Annotated in this window: 8 protein-coding genes; 6 read left to right on the top strand and 2 right to left on the bottom strand. The window is 70.9% G+C overall.

Annotation, left to right across the window (positions count from 1 at the left end; translation table 11 throughout):
- The first annotated feature begins 15 nt into the window (after window positions 1–15).
- The 3 genes from ELI80_RS00715 (at window position 16) to ELI80_RS00705 (ending at window position 2,510) form a co-directional block, all read left to right on the top strand.
- Complete coding sequence (locus ELI80_RS00715) at window positions 16–843, top strand: glycosyltransferase (RefSeq protein WP_136648756.1); 828 nt, start codon at window positions 16–18, stop codon at window positions 841–843.
- A complete protein-coding gene (locus ELI80_RS00710; RefSeq protein ID WP_136648755.1) occupies window positions 840–1,670 on the top strand; it encodes an NAD-dependent epimerase/dehydratase family protein in 831 nt (276 codons plus the stop codon). The genes ELI80_RS00715 and ELI80_RS00710 overlap by 4 nt, the downstream gene beginning before the upstream one ends.
- A gap of 120 nt (window positions 1,671–1,790) precedes the next feature.
- Window positions 1,791–2,510 (top strand): DUF1045 domain-containing protein, encoded by a 720-nt coding sequence (locus ELI80_RS00705; RefSeq protein ID WP_136648754.1) that lies wholly within the window; start codon window positions 1,791–1,793, stop codon window positions 2,508–2,510.
- Window positions 2,511–2,570: 60 nt separating this feature from the next.
- Here the strand turns inward: ELI80_RS00705 and ELI80_RS00700 are convergent, their stop codons facing one another.
- A complete protein-coding gene (locus ELI80_RS00700) occupies window positions 2,571–2,957 on the bottom strand; it encodes a host attachment family protein (RefSeq protein ID WP_136648753.1) in 387 nt (128 codons plus the stop codon).
- 111 nt (window positions 2,958–3,068) lie between these two features.
- On the opposite strand from ELI80_RS00700, the gene ELI80_RS00695 reads away from it, so the two are divergent.
- Together ELI80_RS00695 and ELI80_RS00690 are read left to right on the top strand one after the other, a co-directional pair.
- Entirely contained in the window at window positions 3,069–3,356 is a 288-nt protein-coding gene (locus tag ELI80_RS00695) for an FAD assembly factor SdhE (protein WP_136648752.1), read from the top strand.
- 97 nt (window positions 3,357–3,453) lie between these two features.
- Window positions 3,454–3,972 carry a MarR family winged helix-turn-helix transcriptional regulator gene (locus ELI80_RS00690; protein WP_136648751.1) on the top strand — a complete coding sequence of 173 codons (519 nt, stop codon included), beginning with the start codon at window positions 3,454–3,456 and terminating at the stop codon, window positions 3,970–3,972.
- An 80-nt stretch (window positions 3,973–4,052) separates the two neighbouring features.
- Here the strand turns inward: ELI80_RS00690 and ELI80_RS00685 are convergent, their stop codons facing one another.
- On the bottom strand, window positions 4,053–5,702 hold the full coding sequence (locus ELI80_RS00685) for an alpha-D-glucose phosphate-specific phosphoglucomutase (protein ID WP_136648750.1): 1,650 nt from the start codon (window positions 5,700–5,702) through the stop codon (window positions 4,053–4,055).
- 347 nt (window positions 5,703–6,049) lie between these two features.
- Here ELI80_RS00685 and ELI80_RS00680 point away from each other — a divergent pair, with 347 nt between their 5' ends.
- Complete coding sequence (locus ELI80_RS00680) at window positions 6,050–14,530, top strand: GH36-type glycosyl hydrolase domain-containing protein (RefSeq protein WP_136648749.1); 8,481 nt, start codon at window positions 6,050–6,052, stop codon at window positions 14,528–14,530.
- Window positions 14,531–14,915: the final 385 nt, after the last annotated feature.

Below are 14,915 nucleotides of genomic sequence, written 5' to 3'. Positions count from 1 at the left end.
CAGGGCGGCCCGGCCATGCAGGGGTTGACCCCGGACCGCCCCGCGCGATCCGACCGCGCCTTCGTGACGCTGGTGACGAACGCGGACTACGCGCTCGGCGCCAGGGCGCTGGTGCGGTCGATCACGCTTTCCGGCACGGACGCCGACATCTGCGTGCTGCATACCGACGTGGCGAACGCCGACCTCGCCCCGCTTGCCACCTTGGGCGCGCGGCTGGTGCGCTGCGACCTGCTGCCGACGTCGGACGCCTTCAACGCCGCCCATGCCCGCGACGCGCTGCACGGGCGGGCGGCGTTCACCAAGGGCGAGAAGCCGCCGTTCCACACGCCGCTCGACAACTTCGCCAAGCTGCGGCTGTGGCAGCTGGACTATGCGCGGGTCGTCTTCATCGACGCGGATGCGCTGGTCCTGCAGCACGTGGACAAGCTGTTCGACTATCCGCAGTTCTGCGCCGCGCCGAACGTCTATGAAAGCGTGGCCGACTTCCACCGCATGAACTCGGGCGTGTTCACCGCGCGCCCCGACCCGGCGACGTTCGCGGACATGCTGGCCAAGCTGGACGTGCCGGGCGCGTTCTGGCGGCGGACCGACCAGACCTTCCTTGAACACTACTTCCCCGACTGGCACGGGCTGCCGGTGTTCATGAACATGCTGCAATACGTCTGGTTCGCCATGCCCGGGCTGTGGCGCTGGCAGGACGTGAAGATCCTGCACTTCCAGTACGAAAAGCCGTGGCAGGACCACGCCAAGGCGGACCGGCTGCGCCCGCTGATCGACCTGTGGCGCGCCTATGCCGGGGACGGGCCTGTCCCCGACAGCCGGACCCTTCCCGACCCCGCATGAGGGTCGCGCTGACCGGAGCGTCCGGCCTCGTCGGCCGCTTCATCGCCCGCGCCGCCACCGCGGCGGGGCACGAGGTCGATCCCCTGCCCGGCTGGCGCCTGGGCCGGCCCGCACCGCTCGAAGGGTGCGACGCGCTGGTCCACGCGGCTTTCGCCCACGTCCCCGGCAGGTATCGCGGCGGCGAGGGCGACGATCCCGCCGCGTTCGTGGCGGCGAACCTCGACGGGTCGGTCGCGCTGTTCGAACAGGCGCGCCGGGCGGGCGTCAGGCGGGTGGTCTTCCTGTCATCGCGCGCCGTGTTCGACCGCCTGCCCCCGGGCACCCCCCTGCCTGACGGGACGGCCCCCGACCCCGCCTCGCTCTACGGGCAGGTCAAGGCGCAGGCCGAGGCCGCGCTCGCCGGCCTTCGGACGCCGGATTTTGCCACGGCGAGCCTTCGCCCCACCGGCATCTACGGCCCGGGCCCGGGACACAAGTGGACCGGCCTGTTCGCGGACTATCTCGCCGGGCGCAAGATCGCGCCGCGCGTCGCGACCGAGCTGCACGGCGACGACCTGGCGCAGGCGGTCCTGCTGATCCTCGCCGCCCAGGGCGCGCCCGGGCAGGGGCGCGGCGCCTTCAACGCGTCAGACATCGTGCTCGACCGCCACGACCTTCTGGCCGAGGTCGCGCGGCTGGCCGGCGCCCGCCATCCGCTGCCGCCCCGCGCCGATGCGTCCGCGGTGTCGGTGATGTGCTGTGCGCGCCTGGCCGCGCTCGGCTGGCGGCCGGGGGGCCTCCCGCTCCTGCGGCGTGAACTTCCGACAATGTTTCGCGTTCCAGTGTAATGATCGCCTTCCGCGCGCGCTCTCGCACGCCGTGGTTGCGGAACAATCATTTGCAACATCTGCCGCGCAGGCGTAAGTCCGTCGCCTTGCCCGAAGGAAGCTGAAAGATCCCGAACAGAAATGAACGTCACTGCCGATCGCCAACGCGCGTTTGTTGACCCTCCCACCCCCCGTTACGCCGTCTACGCCATGCCCGCCGGGGCCTTCGCCGAAGCGGGTTCGGCATGGCTCGGCTGGGACGCGCGCGCGGGTCGCCATGTCGTGCAGCCGGATCTGCCGGGACTGCCGCGCCCCCTGTCGCAACTGGCGCTGCGGGCCGGCCGTTACGGGTTTCACGCGACGATCAAGGCGCCGATGGCCCTGGCCGAGGGGCAGGGCTACGACGACCTGCTGGCCCGGGTGCAGCGGCTCTGCAGCAGCCTGAAGCCTGTCGAGCTGCAGCTGGAACTGCGCGAGGATCGGAACTTCCTGGCGTTCCGCCCTGTCACCGACACCTCGGCCCTGCAGGACATGGCGGCGCGCGTGGTGCGTGACCTCGATCCGCTGCGAGCCGCACTGACCGATCGCGAGATCACCCGCCGCAATCCCGGCGCCCTGTCGCCGCGCCAGCAGCAACTGCTGGTCGAGTTCGGCTATCCCTACGCGCTCGAGGAATTCAGGCTGCATCTCACCCTGACCGAGCAGCTTGCCGGCGACGAGCGTCAGTCGTCGCAACGCGTCGCCCGGGACTTTTTCGCGGACAAGGTGCCCGACCCGTGGCGCATCGACGAACTCTGCCTTCTGGCCGAGGACGCCGAGGGTTATTTCCACCTGCGGGACTGCTGCCCTTTCCGCGGATGAAACCGCCGCATGGAAAAGGGGCCGGACGGCCCCTTTCCGCTGCCGCCATGCGCGCAGGCGTCAGTCGCGCAGCGCGTCGGCGATCTGCTCGCCCGGGGCCGAGGTGAGCGTCTTCGGCACTTCCTTCACCAGCTTTTCCTGCAGCATCTTGTGGTAGTGCTTGCGCATGTTCCCCAGCGTCGACGGGTCGGCGATCACCGCGAGCTCATCGACCTTGTTCTGCAGCACCATCGTGTTCAGCTTCTCGACCAGCTGCTTGGCGAAGGTCGCCTCGTCCTCGTCCCGGGGCGTGGTCTCTTCGGGCTGGCGGCCCTGGCTTTCGTCCTGCAGGTGCTTCGGTCCAATCCGCTCGCTTTCCTGAAGCTCGATTCCGTGCCTGGCCGTGTTGCGGAACAGGACGGCCCCGTGACCGTCCGCGACGACGACGAGCGCATTGTGGGAAAGCATGGTTTGTCCTTTCAGTTTTGTTAGCCCTGCAAACGCCCGGCACCTTGCGGGGTTCCGGTTTGACGCCCCCACCGCGCGGGGGCAGAAGGGGGACGACAGGGGGAAGACCTGATGGAAGACCGGCAGACCCGCCTCAAGCGCATGGGCATCCGCAGCTGGCGCCGCGGCACCAAGGAGATGGACCTGATCCTCGGCCCCTACGCCGACGAGCGGATGGGGCAGCTGGACGACGCGGCCCTTGATGCCCACGAGCGGCTGCTGGAGGAGAACGACCACGACCTTTACGCATGGATCACCGCGCGCACCCGGGGCGAGGGCAGCGGTCCCCCCGGCCTGGACGCCGCGCTGGCGGATGTCGCGCGCTTCGCGGCCGCGCAGGGACGGCTGAGGGACGGCTGAGGGACGGCTGAAAAACGGATCGGGAAAACCGTTGCCCGCTTAACCGAATCTTGGGTGTTTTGCGCGATGTTCACCAGGCAACAGCTTGGAAGCCGCGATGAACCGATTTGCCCTGATCCAGCGGGACGCAGACCGCACGGCCGCACCCGCGGTCACCGCGCAGTCCGAATGCTACCTCGACACGCTGCAGATCCTCGACCGGCTGCACCGGCTCATGCTGGACCTGATCAAGGATGAATTCGAACGGCTGGGCCGGGTCGACCTGACGCCGGTGCAGGCGCTGCTGGTCTACAACCTCGGCGGATCCGAGGTGTCCGCGGGGGAGCTGCGGTCGCGCGGCATGTACCAAGGGTCGAACGTCAGCTACAACCTCAAGAAGCTGGTGCAGATGGGCTATGTCCATCACCAGCGCTGCGAACAGGACCGCCGCTCGGTCCGGGTGCGGCTGACCGACGACGGGACGGCGGTGCGCGACATCGTGGGCGCGCTGTTCACGCGCCACGCCGACGGGCTGGACGCGTCGGGCATCCTGGACGATCCGCCGCTGGAACAGGTGAACCGCCAGTGGCGCCGGATCGAACGGTTCTGGACCGAGCAGATCAGGTACATCTACTGACGCCGCCCTGCGCAGGGCGCGCCGGGGCCCCGTGACCGCGGAACCCGCGGCAGGGCCGGCGCGTCGCGCGGGCCCGCCGTTCAGGTGGTGACGTCGGGACGGTCGCGGCCGGTATGTTCACGGATCTGCGCCAGCGCCTCGGCCGCCGCGATCACGGGGGCGAGAACGTCTTCGGGCGCGCGGTCGTGCGGCTCTTCCGGGCCCGCGAAGCGTTCCAGATAGACGCGGAGCGTCGCCCCCTCGGTCCCGGTGCCCGACAGGCGGAACACCACGCGGCTGTCGTCGGTGAACAGGACCCGGATCCCCTGGCGCTGCGACACCGACTCGTCCACCGGATCGACATAGGCGAAGTCGTCCGCCTGCGCGACGGTGAGCCCGGCGAAGTCCTGCCCCGGCAGCACGTCCAGCATCGACCGCAGCCGGTCCATCAGCGCGTTGGCCCGGTCGGATGCGACCGCCTCGTAGTCGTGCCGGCTGTAGTAATCGCGCCCGTAGCGGTTCCAGTGCCCCGCCATGATGTCGGCCACGGTTTCCTTGCGCGCGGCGAGGATGTTCAGCCACAGCAGAACCGCCCACAGCCCGTCCTTTTCGCGGACGTGGTCGGACCCGGTCCCAGCGCTTTCCTCGCCGCAGATGGTGACGCGGCCCGCGTCCAGCAGGTTGCCGAAGAACTTCCAGCCGGTCGGCGTCTCGAACGCCTCGATCCCCAGCGCCTCGGCGACGCGGTCGGCGGCGCGGCTGGTGGGCATCGACCGCGCGACCCCGGCCAGCCCGCCGGCATAGGCGGGCGCAAGCGTCGCGTTCGCCGCCAGCACCGCAAGGCTGTCGGACGGCGTCACGTAGACGCCGCGACCCAGCACCATGTTGCGGTCGCCGTCGCCGTCCGAGGCCGCGGCGAAGTCGGGCGCGCCCGGCCCCATCACCAGGTCGAACAGCGGCTTGGCCCAGACCGGGTTCGGGTCGGGATGGCCGCCGCCGAAGTCGGGCAGCGGCGTCGCGTTCTGGACCGTGCCGGGCGCGGCGCCCAGCCGGCGTTCCAGGATCTCGCGCGCATAGGGCCCGGTCACCGCGTGCATCGCGTCGAAGCGCATCGTGAAGCCGCCCGCGAACAGCGCCCGGATCGCGTCGAAATCGAACAGCCGCTCCATCAGCGCGGCGTAGGACGCGACCGGGTCCACGACCTCGACCACGGTACCGGCGAGCCGCGTTTCGCCGAGGCTGCCAAGGTCCACGTCCTGCGCATCGAGCATCATGTAGCTGTCGATCTCGCGGGTGCGGGCGAAGATCCGGTCGGTCACGGTTTCGGACGCGGGGCCGCCGTTGGGGCCGTTGAACTTCATGCCGAAGTCCTCGTCCTCGCCCCCCGGATTGTGGCTCGCCGACAGGATGATCCCGCCATCGGCCCCCCGCTCGCGGATCAGGTTCGACGCGGCGGGCGTGGACAGGATCGCGCCCTGCCCCACGATCACCCGCGCCGCCCCGTTCGCCGCCGCCATCCGCAGGATGACCTGGCTCGCGCGGTCGTTGAAGAACCGGCCGTCGCCGCCCAGGACCAGCGTCTTGCCCTTAACCCCGCCGATCGCGTCGAAGATCGCCTGGGTGAAGTTCTCAACGAAATGCGGCTGCATGAAGACGCGGGTCTTCTTGCGCAGGCCCGAGGTGCCCGGCTTCTGCCCCTCGATGGGCGTGGTGGAGACGCTGTGGATACGGTCGGCCACTGGGTCGGACATCGGCTGCTCCTGCAAAGGTTCCCTTGATCCGGCGCACCGGATTCGGCTGGCCTTCCTTAGCCCACGCGCGGTCCCCGCGACAGCCCACGCGCGGTCCCCCCGACACCCCACGCGCGGTCCCCGCTACAGCCCACGCGCGGTCCCCCGCGACAGCCCACGCGCGGTCCCCGCGACAGCCCACGCGCGCATCCGTCCCGAAGATCGCGGGCCGAGCATCCATCCCTCACGCGGGCGCTGCGGCCCGAAGCGCCGTCCGCGACGCGGCAGGCCGGGCGGCCGGGATCGCCTTGCCGCTGTTTGGCCCAAACCGTAGGTTCGGAAGAACATTTTACGGCGGGAATCGGACCATGGTTGATCAAGCGGGCTTCGGCCGACTGGCGGGCTTCGTGCGTGGCAACCGCGGCGGCCGGCCCACGATCGCGGCCAGCACCCTGCCGCCGCCGATCCGCTTCGACATCTGGACCGGCCGGTCGCTGTTCGAGGCGGGGCGCGAACTCGCCCGCACCGACCACCCGCTCGTCAACGGCGTGACCGACCGTCTTGTCGCCCGCCTGCGCGACAACCAGCAGGCGATCCGCAGCAACTACCTCGCCACCGTGGCCGACGCCGAGGCCGGCGAGGACGTGACCCCCGCGGCCGAGTGGCTGATCGACAACCACCACATGGTCGAGGAAAACCTGCGCCAGCTGCGCGACGGGTTCAACAACCAGTTCCTGCGCCGCCTGCCCCGGCTGGCGCTGTCGCAGGGCGGATCGGCCCCGCGCAGCATGGTGATCGCGTGGTACTACGTCGCGCTCAGCAACTCGGAGATGTCGCCGCAGTCGCTCAGCGAGTTCCTGCGCGGCTACCAGACCGAGGTGACGCTGGGCGTGGCCGAGCTGTGGGCCGTGCCCACCTTCCTGCGCTACGTGCTGGTGGAAAACCTCCGCCGCCTGTCGGATCGCGTGAACATCGCCCGCCAGCGCCGCACCCGGGCCAACGAACTGGCCGACGAGCTGGCGACGCTGGAAGGCGCCACCACGATCCGCAACGCGCTTCATCGCCGGATGTCGCTTCTGCGCGACGACACGGTCGCGGCGCAGCTTCTGTACCGGATGCGGGACGCGGGCACGAACGGGCAGATCGCGCTGACCGAGATCGACCGCCTGCTGGGCCGCAGCGGGTCCACCGACCGCGCGGTCGAGGCGGAATACAACCGCCAGTCCACCGGCAACGTCACCGTGGGCAACATCATGCGAAGCCTGCGCCGCATGGGCGACGTGGACTGGCTGGAGTGGTTCGAGGGCGTGAGCCTGATCGACGCGGCCCTTGCCCGCGAGGGCGAGTTCGCGCGCCTCGACCAGTCCACCCGCACGAGCTATCGCAACGCGATCGAACGGATCGCCCGCCGCTCGGCCCTGTCCGAGATGGCCGTGGCCGAGCGGGTGCTGGCGGTCGCGCGCGCGCGCGCGGCAAGCGGCGCGACCGTCGAGATCGGCGACCTGCTGGTGGGCGTCAACCGGCACCGCTTCGCCGCGGACTGCGGCTATCGCCCGCGCTGGAACGAACGGGTCGGCCGCGCTGTCGGCTCGACGGGGATCTGGGGACTCGTCGCCGCCGTCGTGGTCCTGACCGTGCTTCTGACCTGGGCGCTGATGGCGGCGCTGCCGGCGGACCGGCTTGCCACCTGGATGCTGGTGGCGCTGGCCGCGACCGGGGCCTTGGTCGCGTCGGAAACCGCCATGCGGCTGGTGGCCTTCGTCACCGCGCGCTGGATCCCGCCCAAGCGCCTGCCCGCGCTCGACTACCGCCACGGCGTGCCGGAGGAATCGCGCACCCTCGTCGTCATTCCCGGCATGCTCAGCAGCATCGACGCGATCGACGAACTGGTCGAGATGCTGGAATCCCACTACCTCGCCAACCCGCTCGGCGCGGTCAGTTTCGCGCTGCTGACCGACTGGCGCGACGCCCCCACCGAGGAACTGCCCGACGACGGGCGCCTGCTGGACCACGCCGCCAAGCGGATCGAGGCGCTGGCCGACCGCTACAGCCACGGCGGCGTGCGGCGGTTCTTCCTGCTGCACCGGCGGCGCCTGTGGAACCCGGCCGAGGGCGTGTGGATGGGCTGGGAACGCAAGCGCGGCAAGCTGGCCGAGCTGAACGCGCTGCTGCGCGACGCGACCACCACCAGCTTCATCCCGACCGGCCCCATCCCGCCCGAGGGGATCCGCTACGTCGTCACGCTGGACAGCGACACCCGCCTGCCCCGCGACGCCGTATCGACCCTCGCCGGCAAGATGGCGCACCCGGTCAACCGCCCCGTCCACCGCGCCGACGGCATCGTCGTGCGCGGCCACGCGATCATGCAGCCGCGCGTCACGCCATCGCTGACGACCGGCGCCGACGCATCGGTGTTCCAGCGCGTGTTTTCCGCGAACCGGGGCCTTGATCCCTACGTCTTCACCGTGTCCGACCTCTACCAGGACCTGTTCGACGTCGGCAGCTTCACCGGCAAGGGCATCTACGACGTCGACGCGTTCGAGCGCGCGTGCGAAGGCCGGATGCCCGAGAACGCCGTCCTGAGCCACGACCTGCTGGAGGGCAGCCTCGCCCGCGCGGCGCTCGTCACCGACGTCGAGGTGGTCGAGGACTTCCCCCTGCGCTACGCGACCGAGGCGAGCCGCCAGCACCGCTGGATCCGCGGCGACTGGCAGCTGCTGCCGTTCATCTTCGGGCCGGGCAACGGGCTCGACGGGCTCGCCCGGTTCAAGATGATCGACAACCTGCGCCGCAGCCTGCTTGCGCCCGCTTTCGTCGCCGCCTCCGTGATCGGCTGGCTGACGCTGCCGGGCGCGTGGCCGCTGATCTGGCAGGCCATGCTGATCCTGCTGCAGGCGCTCGTCGCGATCCTGCAGGTGGACCTCAAGATCGTGACCGGCCAGCACGGCATCTCCGTGCACCACCAGTTCCGGCTGATGCTGCGCGACGCCCGCAACTACCTGACCGAGCTCGGCCTGATCCTGACCACGATGGCGCACCGGGCGGTGCGCTCGATCGACGCGATCGGCCGCACCTTCTGGCGGCTGGGGGTCAGCCGCAGGCACCTGCTGGAATGGACCCCCGCGCGCGAGGCCGGGCGCGGCCCCGCCAGCCTGAGAAACAGCTACCGCGGCATGGCCGGATCGGTGGTCGTGGGCGTCCTCGCGCTGGTCGCGACGGCCCTTCTGAACCCGACCGCCCTGCCCGTCGCCTTCGTCCTGTGCGGCCTGTGGACCGCCGCGCCCTTCATCATGCACAGCGCCTCGCGCCCGCTGGAGACGCAGGACCGCCTGCACCTCTCGGACGAGGACGAGGCGGACCTGCGCCGCATCGGGCGGCTGACCTGGCGCTTCTTCGAGGATTTCGTCGGCCCCGACACCAACCACCTGCCGCCCGACAACTTCCAGGAAACCCCCGCGCCGAAGCTCGCGGAACGGACCTCGCCCACCAACATCGGCCTTTACCTGATGTCGGTGATGTCGGCGCACGACCTCGGCTGGATCGGGGTCGAGACGGCGCTGAAGCGGATCGACGCGACGCTCGGGACGATGGAGCGGATGGCCCGGTTCCGCGGCCACTTCTTCAACTGGTACGACACCCGCACGCTGACCGTGCTGCCGCAGCCCTATGTCTCGTCGGTGGACAGCGGCAACCTGGCGGGCGCGCTGATCGCGCTCGCGTCCGGCCTGCGCGGCTGGGCCAGCGAGGCGGCGGCGATCCGCCAGCCCCGCACCCGCGGCATCGCCGACACGCTGGGCGTGCTGCGGACCCGCATCGCGGCGCTGCCGGAACCGCAGCGGGCGCTGCGCGAACTGCGCCAGTCGCTGGACACGGCGGTCGCGGGCTTTGCGGTGGCGCTGCAGCAGATCTCGGCCCACCGGGGCCGGGGCACGCTGGCGCAGGCGCAGCTGCGTTCGCTCGCGGCCGACATCGACCGGCTCGCCGCCGATCTCGCCGGCAGCCTGCCCGGCGACGAGGGGGCCGAGGTCGCGCACTGGTCGCGGGCGCTGGTGCGCCACTGCGACGACGTGCTGCAGCCGCTTTCGGAAGGTCGCGACGCGCTCCAGTCCTTCGCGGTGCGCGTGGGCGTGATGGCGGAACGCGCGCGCGCGCTGGCGTTCGAGATGGACTTCGCCATGCTCGTCGATCCCGAGAAGATGCTGCTGTCGGTGGGCTACCGCCCCGACGAGGAGGAACTGGACGACTCCTGCTACGACCTGCTCGCGTCCGAGGCGCGGCTGACCTCGTTCCTGGCCGTCGCCAAGGGCGACCTGCGGCAGGAACACTGGCGCCGGCTGGGACGCCCCTTCGCCAACATCGGTGGCGAGGGCGCGCTGCTGTCGTGGTCGGGCTGCATGTTCGAATACCTGATGCCGCCGCTGCTGCTGAAGGAACGCCAGGGCGGCATCCTGAACGCGTCGAACCAGATGGCGGTGGACGTCCACATCGACTGGGGCCGGGCCCGGAACATCCCGTGGGGCGTTTCGGAAAGCGCGTTCAACGCGCGCGACCGCGACATGAACTACCAGTACTACGCCTTCGGCGTGCCCGCGCTGGCGCTGAAGCGGTCGGGCAACGACCAGGTCGTCGCCCCCTACGCGTCGATCATGGCAGCGCAGCTGCGCCCGCAGGCGGCGCTGAAGAACCTCGATGCCCTGCGCGCGATCGGGGCCGAGGGGCCGCACGGCTTCTACGACGCGGTCGACTTCACCCGCTCGCGCCTGCGCGATGGCGTCCACCACTCGGTCGTGCGCAACGTCATGGCGCACCACCACGGCATGTCGATCCTCGCGATCACCAACGCGGTCCTTGACGGCATCCACCGCGACCGCTTCCACGACGATCCCGTCGTGCGCGCGTCCGAGCTGATGCTGCAGGAAAAATCGCCGCGCGACATCGTGCCGGTGACCCGCTCGCCGTCGCGGTCCCACATCGACATGGGGACCGGGGTTGCCGCAGGCGACACCGTCACCTTCGTGAACGACCCCGGCCGCGCCGAACGCGAGGTCGGGCTGATCTCGAACGGGCAGTTCTCGACCCTCGTGTCCTCGACGGGGGCGGGCCGGTCGATGCTGGGCGAGATGGCGATCAACCGCTGGTCGCCCGACCCCACCCGCGACGACGGCGGCATCTACGTCATGATGCGGGACGCGCAGTCGAACGAATGGTGGTCCGCGACCTCGGCGCCCTGTTCGGACAAGGACGAGCGCAGCTCGACCATGTTCTCGGACCACAAGGCCGAGTTCTTCAAGACCGCGAACGCGATCGAGAGCCGGCTCGAGGTCATCGCCGCGACCGAGGCCGACGCCGACGGCCGCCGCCTGACCCTGCGGAACCGGTCCGGCAGCGACCGCACGATCGAGATCACCTCCTACGGCGAGATCGTGCTGGACGCCCCCGCCGCCGACCGCACCCACCCGGCCTTCTCGAAGATGTTCGTGGAAACGGAGATCCGCGACCGCGGCGCCCTGATCGTGGCGCAGCGGAAGCCCCGCGACCCGCACGGGAAGTCACGCTACTTCGCGCATCTCGTCGCCGGCCCGCACAGCGCCGGCACCCCCGCGACCGAGGCGGAAACCGACCGCCGCGCCTTCATCGGCCGCGGCCGCAGCCTCGGTGACGCGGCGGCCTTCGATCCGGGCGCGACGCTTCGCGGCGGGCAGGGCTACACGATGGACCCGTGCTTCGCGATCCGCCGCCGCATCCGCGTGCCGGCCGGCAAGACCGTGTCGCTGACCTTCTGGACGCTGGTCGCCAACACCGCCGAGGACCGCGACCGCCTGGCCGCGCACTACGTGCGGCCCGAGACCTTCGACAACGAACTGCGCCTCGCCTGGACCTACTCGCAGGTGCAGCTGCGCCACCTCGGCGTCACGCTGGAGGACGCGCGGCTGTTCCGCCGCTTCGCCGCGCTGCTGATCTGGCCCGACATGCGGCTTGCGCTGGAAGGCGGCGCCGACGGGCGCATGGGGCCGCAGTCGGCGCTGTGGCCGATGGGGATATCGGGCGACGACCCGATCATCCTGATCCGCATCGACGACGAGGGCGACCTGCCGATCGTCCGCCAGGCGTTGAGGATGCACCAGTTCCTGCGCGCCCGCGGCGTGGCCCACGACGTTGTGGTGCTGAACGAACGCGCGACCAGCTACATCCAGGACCTGCAGCATCACCTGCAGTCGATGATCGAGGCGGCCGAGCCGCAGCGCGGCGTGCGCTGCCACCTGCATGCGATCCGCCGCGACCAGCTGTCGGCACAGTCGTTCGAGACGCTGCTCGCCTCTGCCCGCATGGTCCTGCACACCCGCAACGGCCGGCTGGGCGACCAGATCGAGCGGCTGGCGAACGAGGCCGCGCAACCCGCTCCGGCCGAGCGGCGGTCCCCGGTGCGCCGGCCGCTGCCCGACGATCCCAGGCCCGTTCCCGCGTCGCAGTCGCAACTGGACTACTGGAACGGCTACGGCGGCTTCTCGCCCGACGGGCGCGAATACGTCGTGCGCACGACGACCGACCGGCAGACGCCGCATCCGTGGATCAACGTGATCGCGCGCGAGGACTTCGGCTTCCACGTCTCGGCCGAGGGCGCGCCCTACAGCTGGGCCGTGAACTCCCGCGATTTCCAGATCTCGCCGTGGTCGAACGACCCGCTGCTGAACCGTCCCGGCGACGGCATCTGGATCTACGATCCCGAGACGGGACGCGTCGCGACGCCGTTCCTGGCGCTGGCCGAGAACGACGACGCCATCTACGAAAGCGCGCACGGGATGGGCTATTCCCGCTTCTCGGCCGACCACGGCTGGGTTGCGCTCGAAGCGGTGATGACGCTGGCCGACGGCCACCCGGCGCGGCTGACGCGGCTGACGGTCAGGAACCGCACCAGCCGCCGCCTGCGCCTGCGCGGCGCGGCCTTCGTCGAACTGGTGCTGGGGAACGACCGCGCCCGGTCCGCCCCCATGATCCGCGCGCATTTCGATGCCGAGACGGGCGCGGTGATGGCGCGCAACCCGTTCTCGGCCGACTTCTCGGACCGCAGCGTGGCGCTGACCTGCGATCGCCCGGTGGACGCCAGCAGCGCCTCGCGCGCGGCCTTCCTTGGCCGTGGCGGGTCGATGTCGCGCCCCGCCGGGCTGGACCGCTGGCCCGCCCACCGCAACGGACCCGAGCTTGCAACCGATGGCGACCCCGGCGCGGCGATCCGCTGGGCGCTGGACCTCGCCCCGGGCGAGACCGCCGAAACCACGATCGTCCTGGCCGAAGGCACCGCCGGGACGCTCGCCGACACGCTTTCCGCCACCCGCGCCCCCGGCGCGGCGGAACGGGGGCTGCGGGCGATGCAGGCCGAATGGGACGGCGTGCTCGGCAGCCTGCAGGTGAGGACCCCGGACCCGAAGCTCGACCTGATGGTGAACGCGTGGCTGCCCTACCAGGCGCTCGGCTGCCGGATCCGGTCGCGCACCGGCTTCTATCAGGCCTCCGGTGCATTCGGCTTCCGGGACCAGCTGCAGGACACCGCGGCGATGCTGCTGCAGGATCCCGCGCTCTGCCGGCGCCAGCTTCTGAACGCGGCCTCGCGCCAGTTCCCCGAAGGCGACGTGCAGCACTGGTGGCTGCCGCGCTCGGGGGCGGGCGTGCGGACGATGATCTCGGACGACGTGGTGTGGCTGGGGAACGTGACCGCGCAGTATGTCGCGGCGACCGGCGACACCGCCCTGCTGGACGAGCCGGTGGAGTTCATCGCCGGCGCAGCGCTCGACCCCGGGCAGCACGACCGCTTCATGACCCCCCGCCCCTCGGGCGAGGTCGCGCCGTTCTACGAACATTGCGCGCGGGCGCTGGACCTCGCCATGGCGCGGACCGGCGAACGCGGCCTGCCGCTGATCCTCGGCGGGGACTGGAACGACGGCATGAACCGGGTGGGCGAACAGGGTCGCGGCGAAAGCGTGTGGCTGGGCTGGTTCCTGTGCGCGACCATCGACGCCTTCGCGCCCCTTGCGCAGGCGCGCGGCGACGATGCCCGGGCCGACGCCTGGGTGACGCATCGCAACGCCGTCGCTGCGGCGCTGGACCGGTCCGGCTGGGACGGCGCCTGGTACCGGCGCGGCTATTTCGACGACGGAACGCCCCTGGGCTCCGCCGAAAGCGAGGAATGCCGGATCGATTCCATTGCGCAGAGCTGGGCGCTCCTGTCCGGCGCGGGCCGCCCCGACCGGGCCGTGATGGGCGTGAACGCCGCGCTGGACCAGCTGTTCGACCGGGATGCGGGGCTGATCAAGCTGTTCACGCCCCCCTTCTCGCGCTCGGCCGTCGAGCCCGGCTACATCAAGGCCTACCCGCCCGGCGTGCGCGAGAACGGCGGCCAGTACACCCACGCCGCGATGTGGATGGTCTATGCGCTCGGCCGCAGCGGAGACGGCCAGCGCGCCCACCGCCTGTTCGACGCGATCAACCCGATCTCGCATTCCTCGGACCAGCGTTCGGCCGACACCTACCGGGTCGAGCCCTACGTCGCCGTGGCCGACATCTACGCCGGCCACGACAAGCTGGGCCGGGGCGGCTGGACCTGGTACACCGGGTCCGCCGGATGGATGTACCGCGCCGCGGTCGAAGGCATCCTGGGCATCCAGCGCCGCGCGACGGGCTTCACCGTCGACCCCAGCCTGCCGCCCGACTGGCCGGGCTTCAAGGCGGACCTGAAGCTGGCCGGGCATCGGGCCGAGGTCGAGGTGCAGCGCGAGCCCGGCGGCGACCTGACCATCCGGGTGAATGGCCGCGAGGTCAGGACGGGCGAGCTGATCGCAATCGAGGACGCATGACGCGCGGCCCGTCTGCATGCCTGATCCCGGGGCATGCAGACGGGTTGGCCGCATCTCGTCCTTCGGTGAGCGGCGGCGTGTTGGGTGGCACCTCGCACAGAGTCCCCTCTGCGGCAGGATAACGACCCGCGGCCCGTGAGGACCGAACTTGCGGCCCTTTCCCGGGCGACACGACGACCGGACTGCCGCGACAATCCTATCCTTCCGACCTGCCGCAAACCGACGCGGGCGGGGCGGCGAGGCATCCCAAGCGGAGCTGCGGGGCGCGTACGCCTCCGGCGCGGAGGATCCGAGGCGCAGTAGCCCTTGAAGTCGCCATCGCCGCGGAGAATGCGCCCGGTTCGCGACAACTTCCGCAAGGCGGGGTCCGCGGAACGAGCCGTCT

The sequence above is a fragment of the Paracoccus aeridis genome (genome assembly GCF_004923205.2).
GTDB lineage: Bacteria > Pseudomonadota > Alphaproteobacteria > Rhodobacterales > Rhodobacteraceae > Paracoccus > Paracoccus aeridis.
The sequence above is the reverse complement of the archived record's forward strand: the minus strand, read 5'-3'. Positions and strand labels throughout refer to the sequence as shown.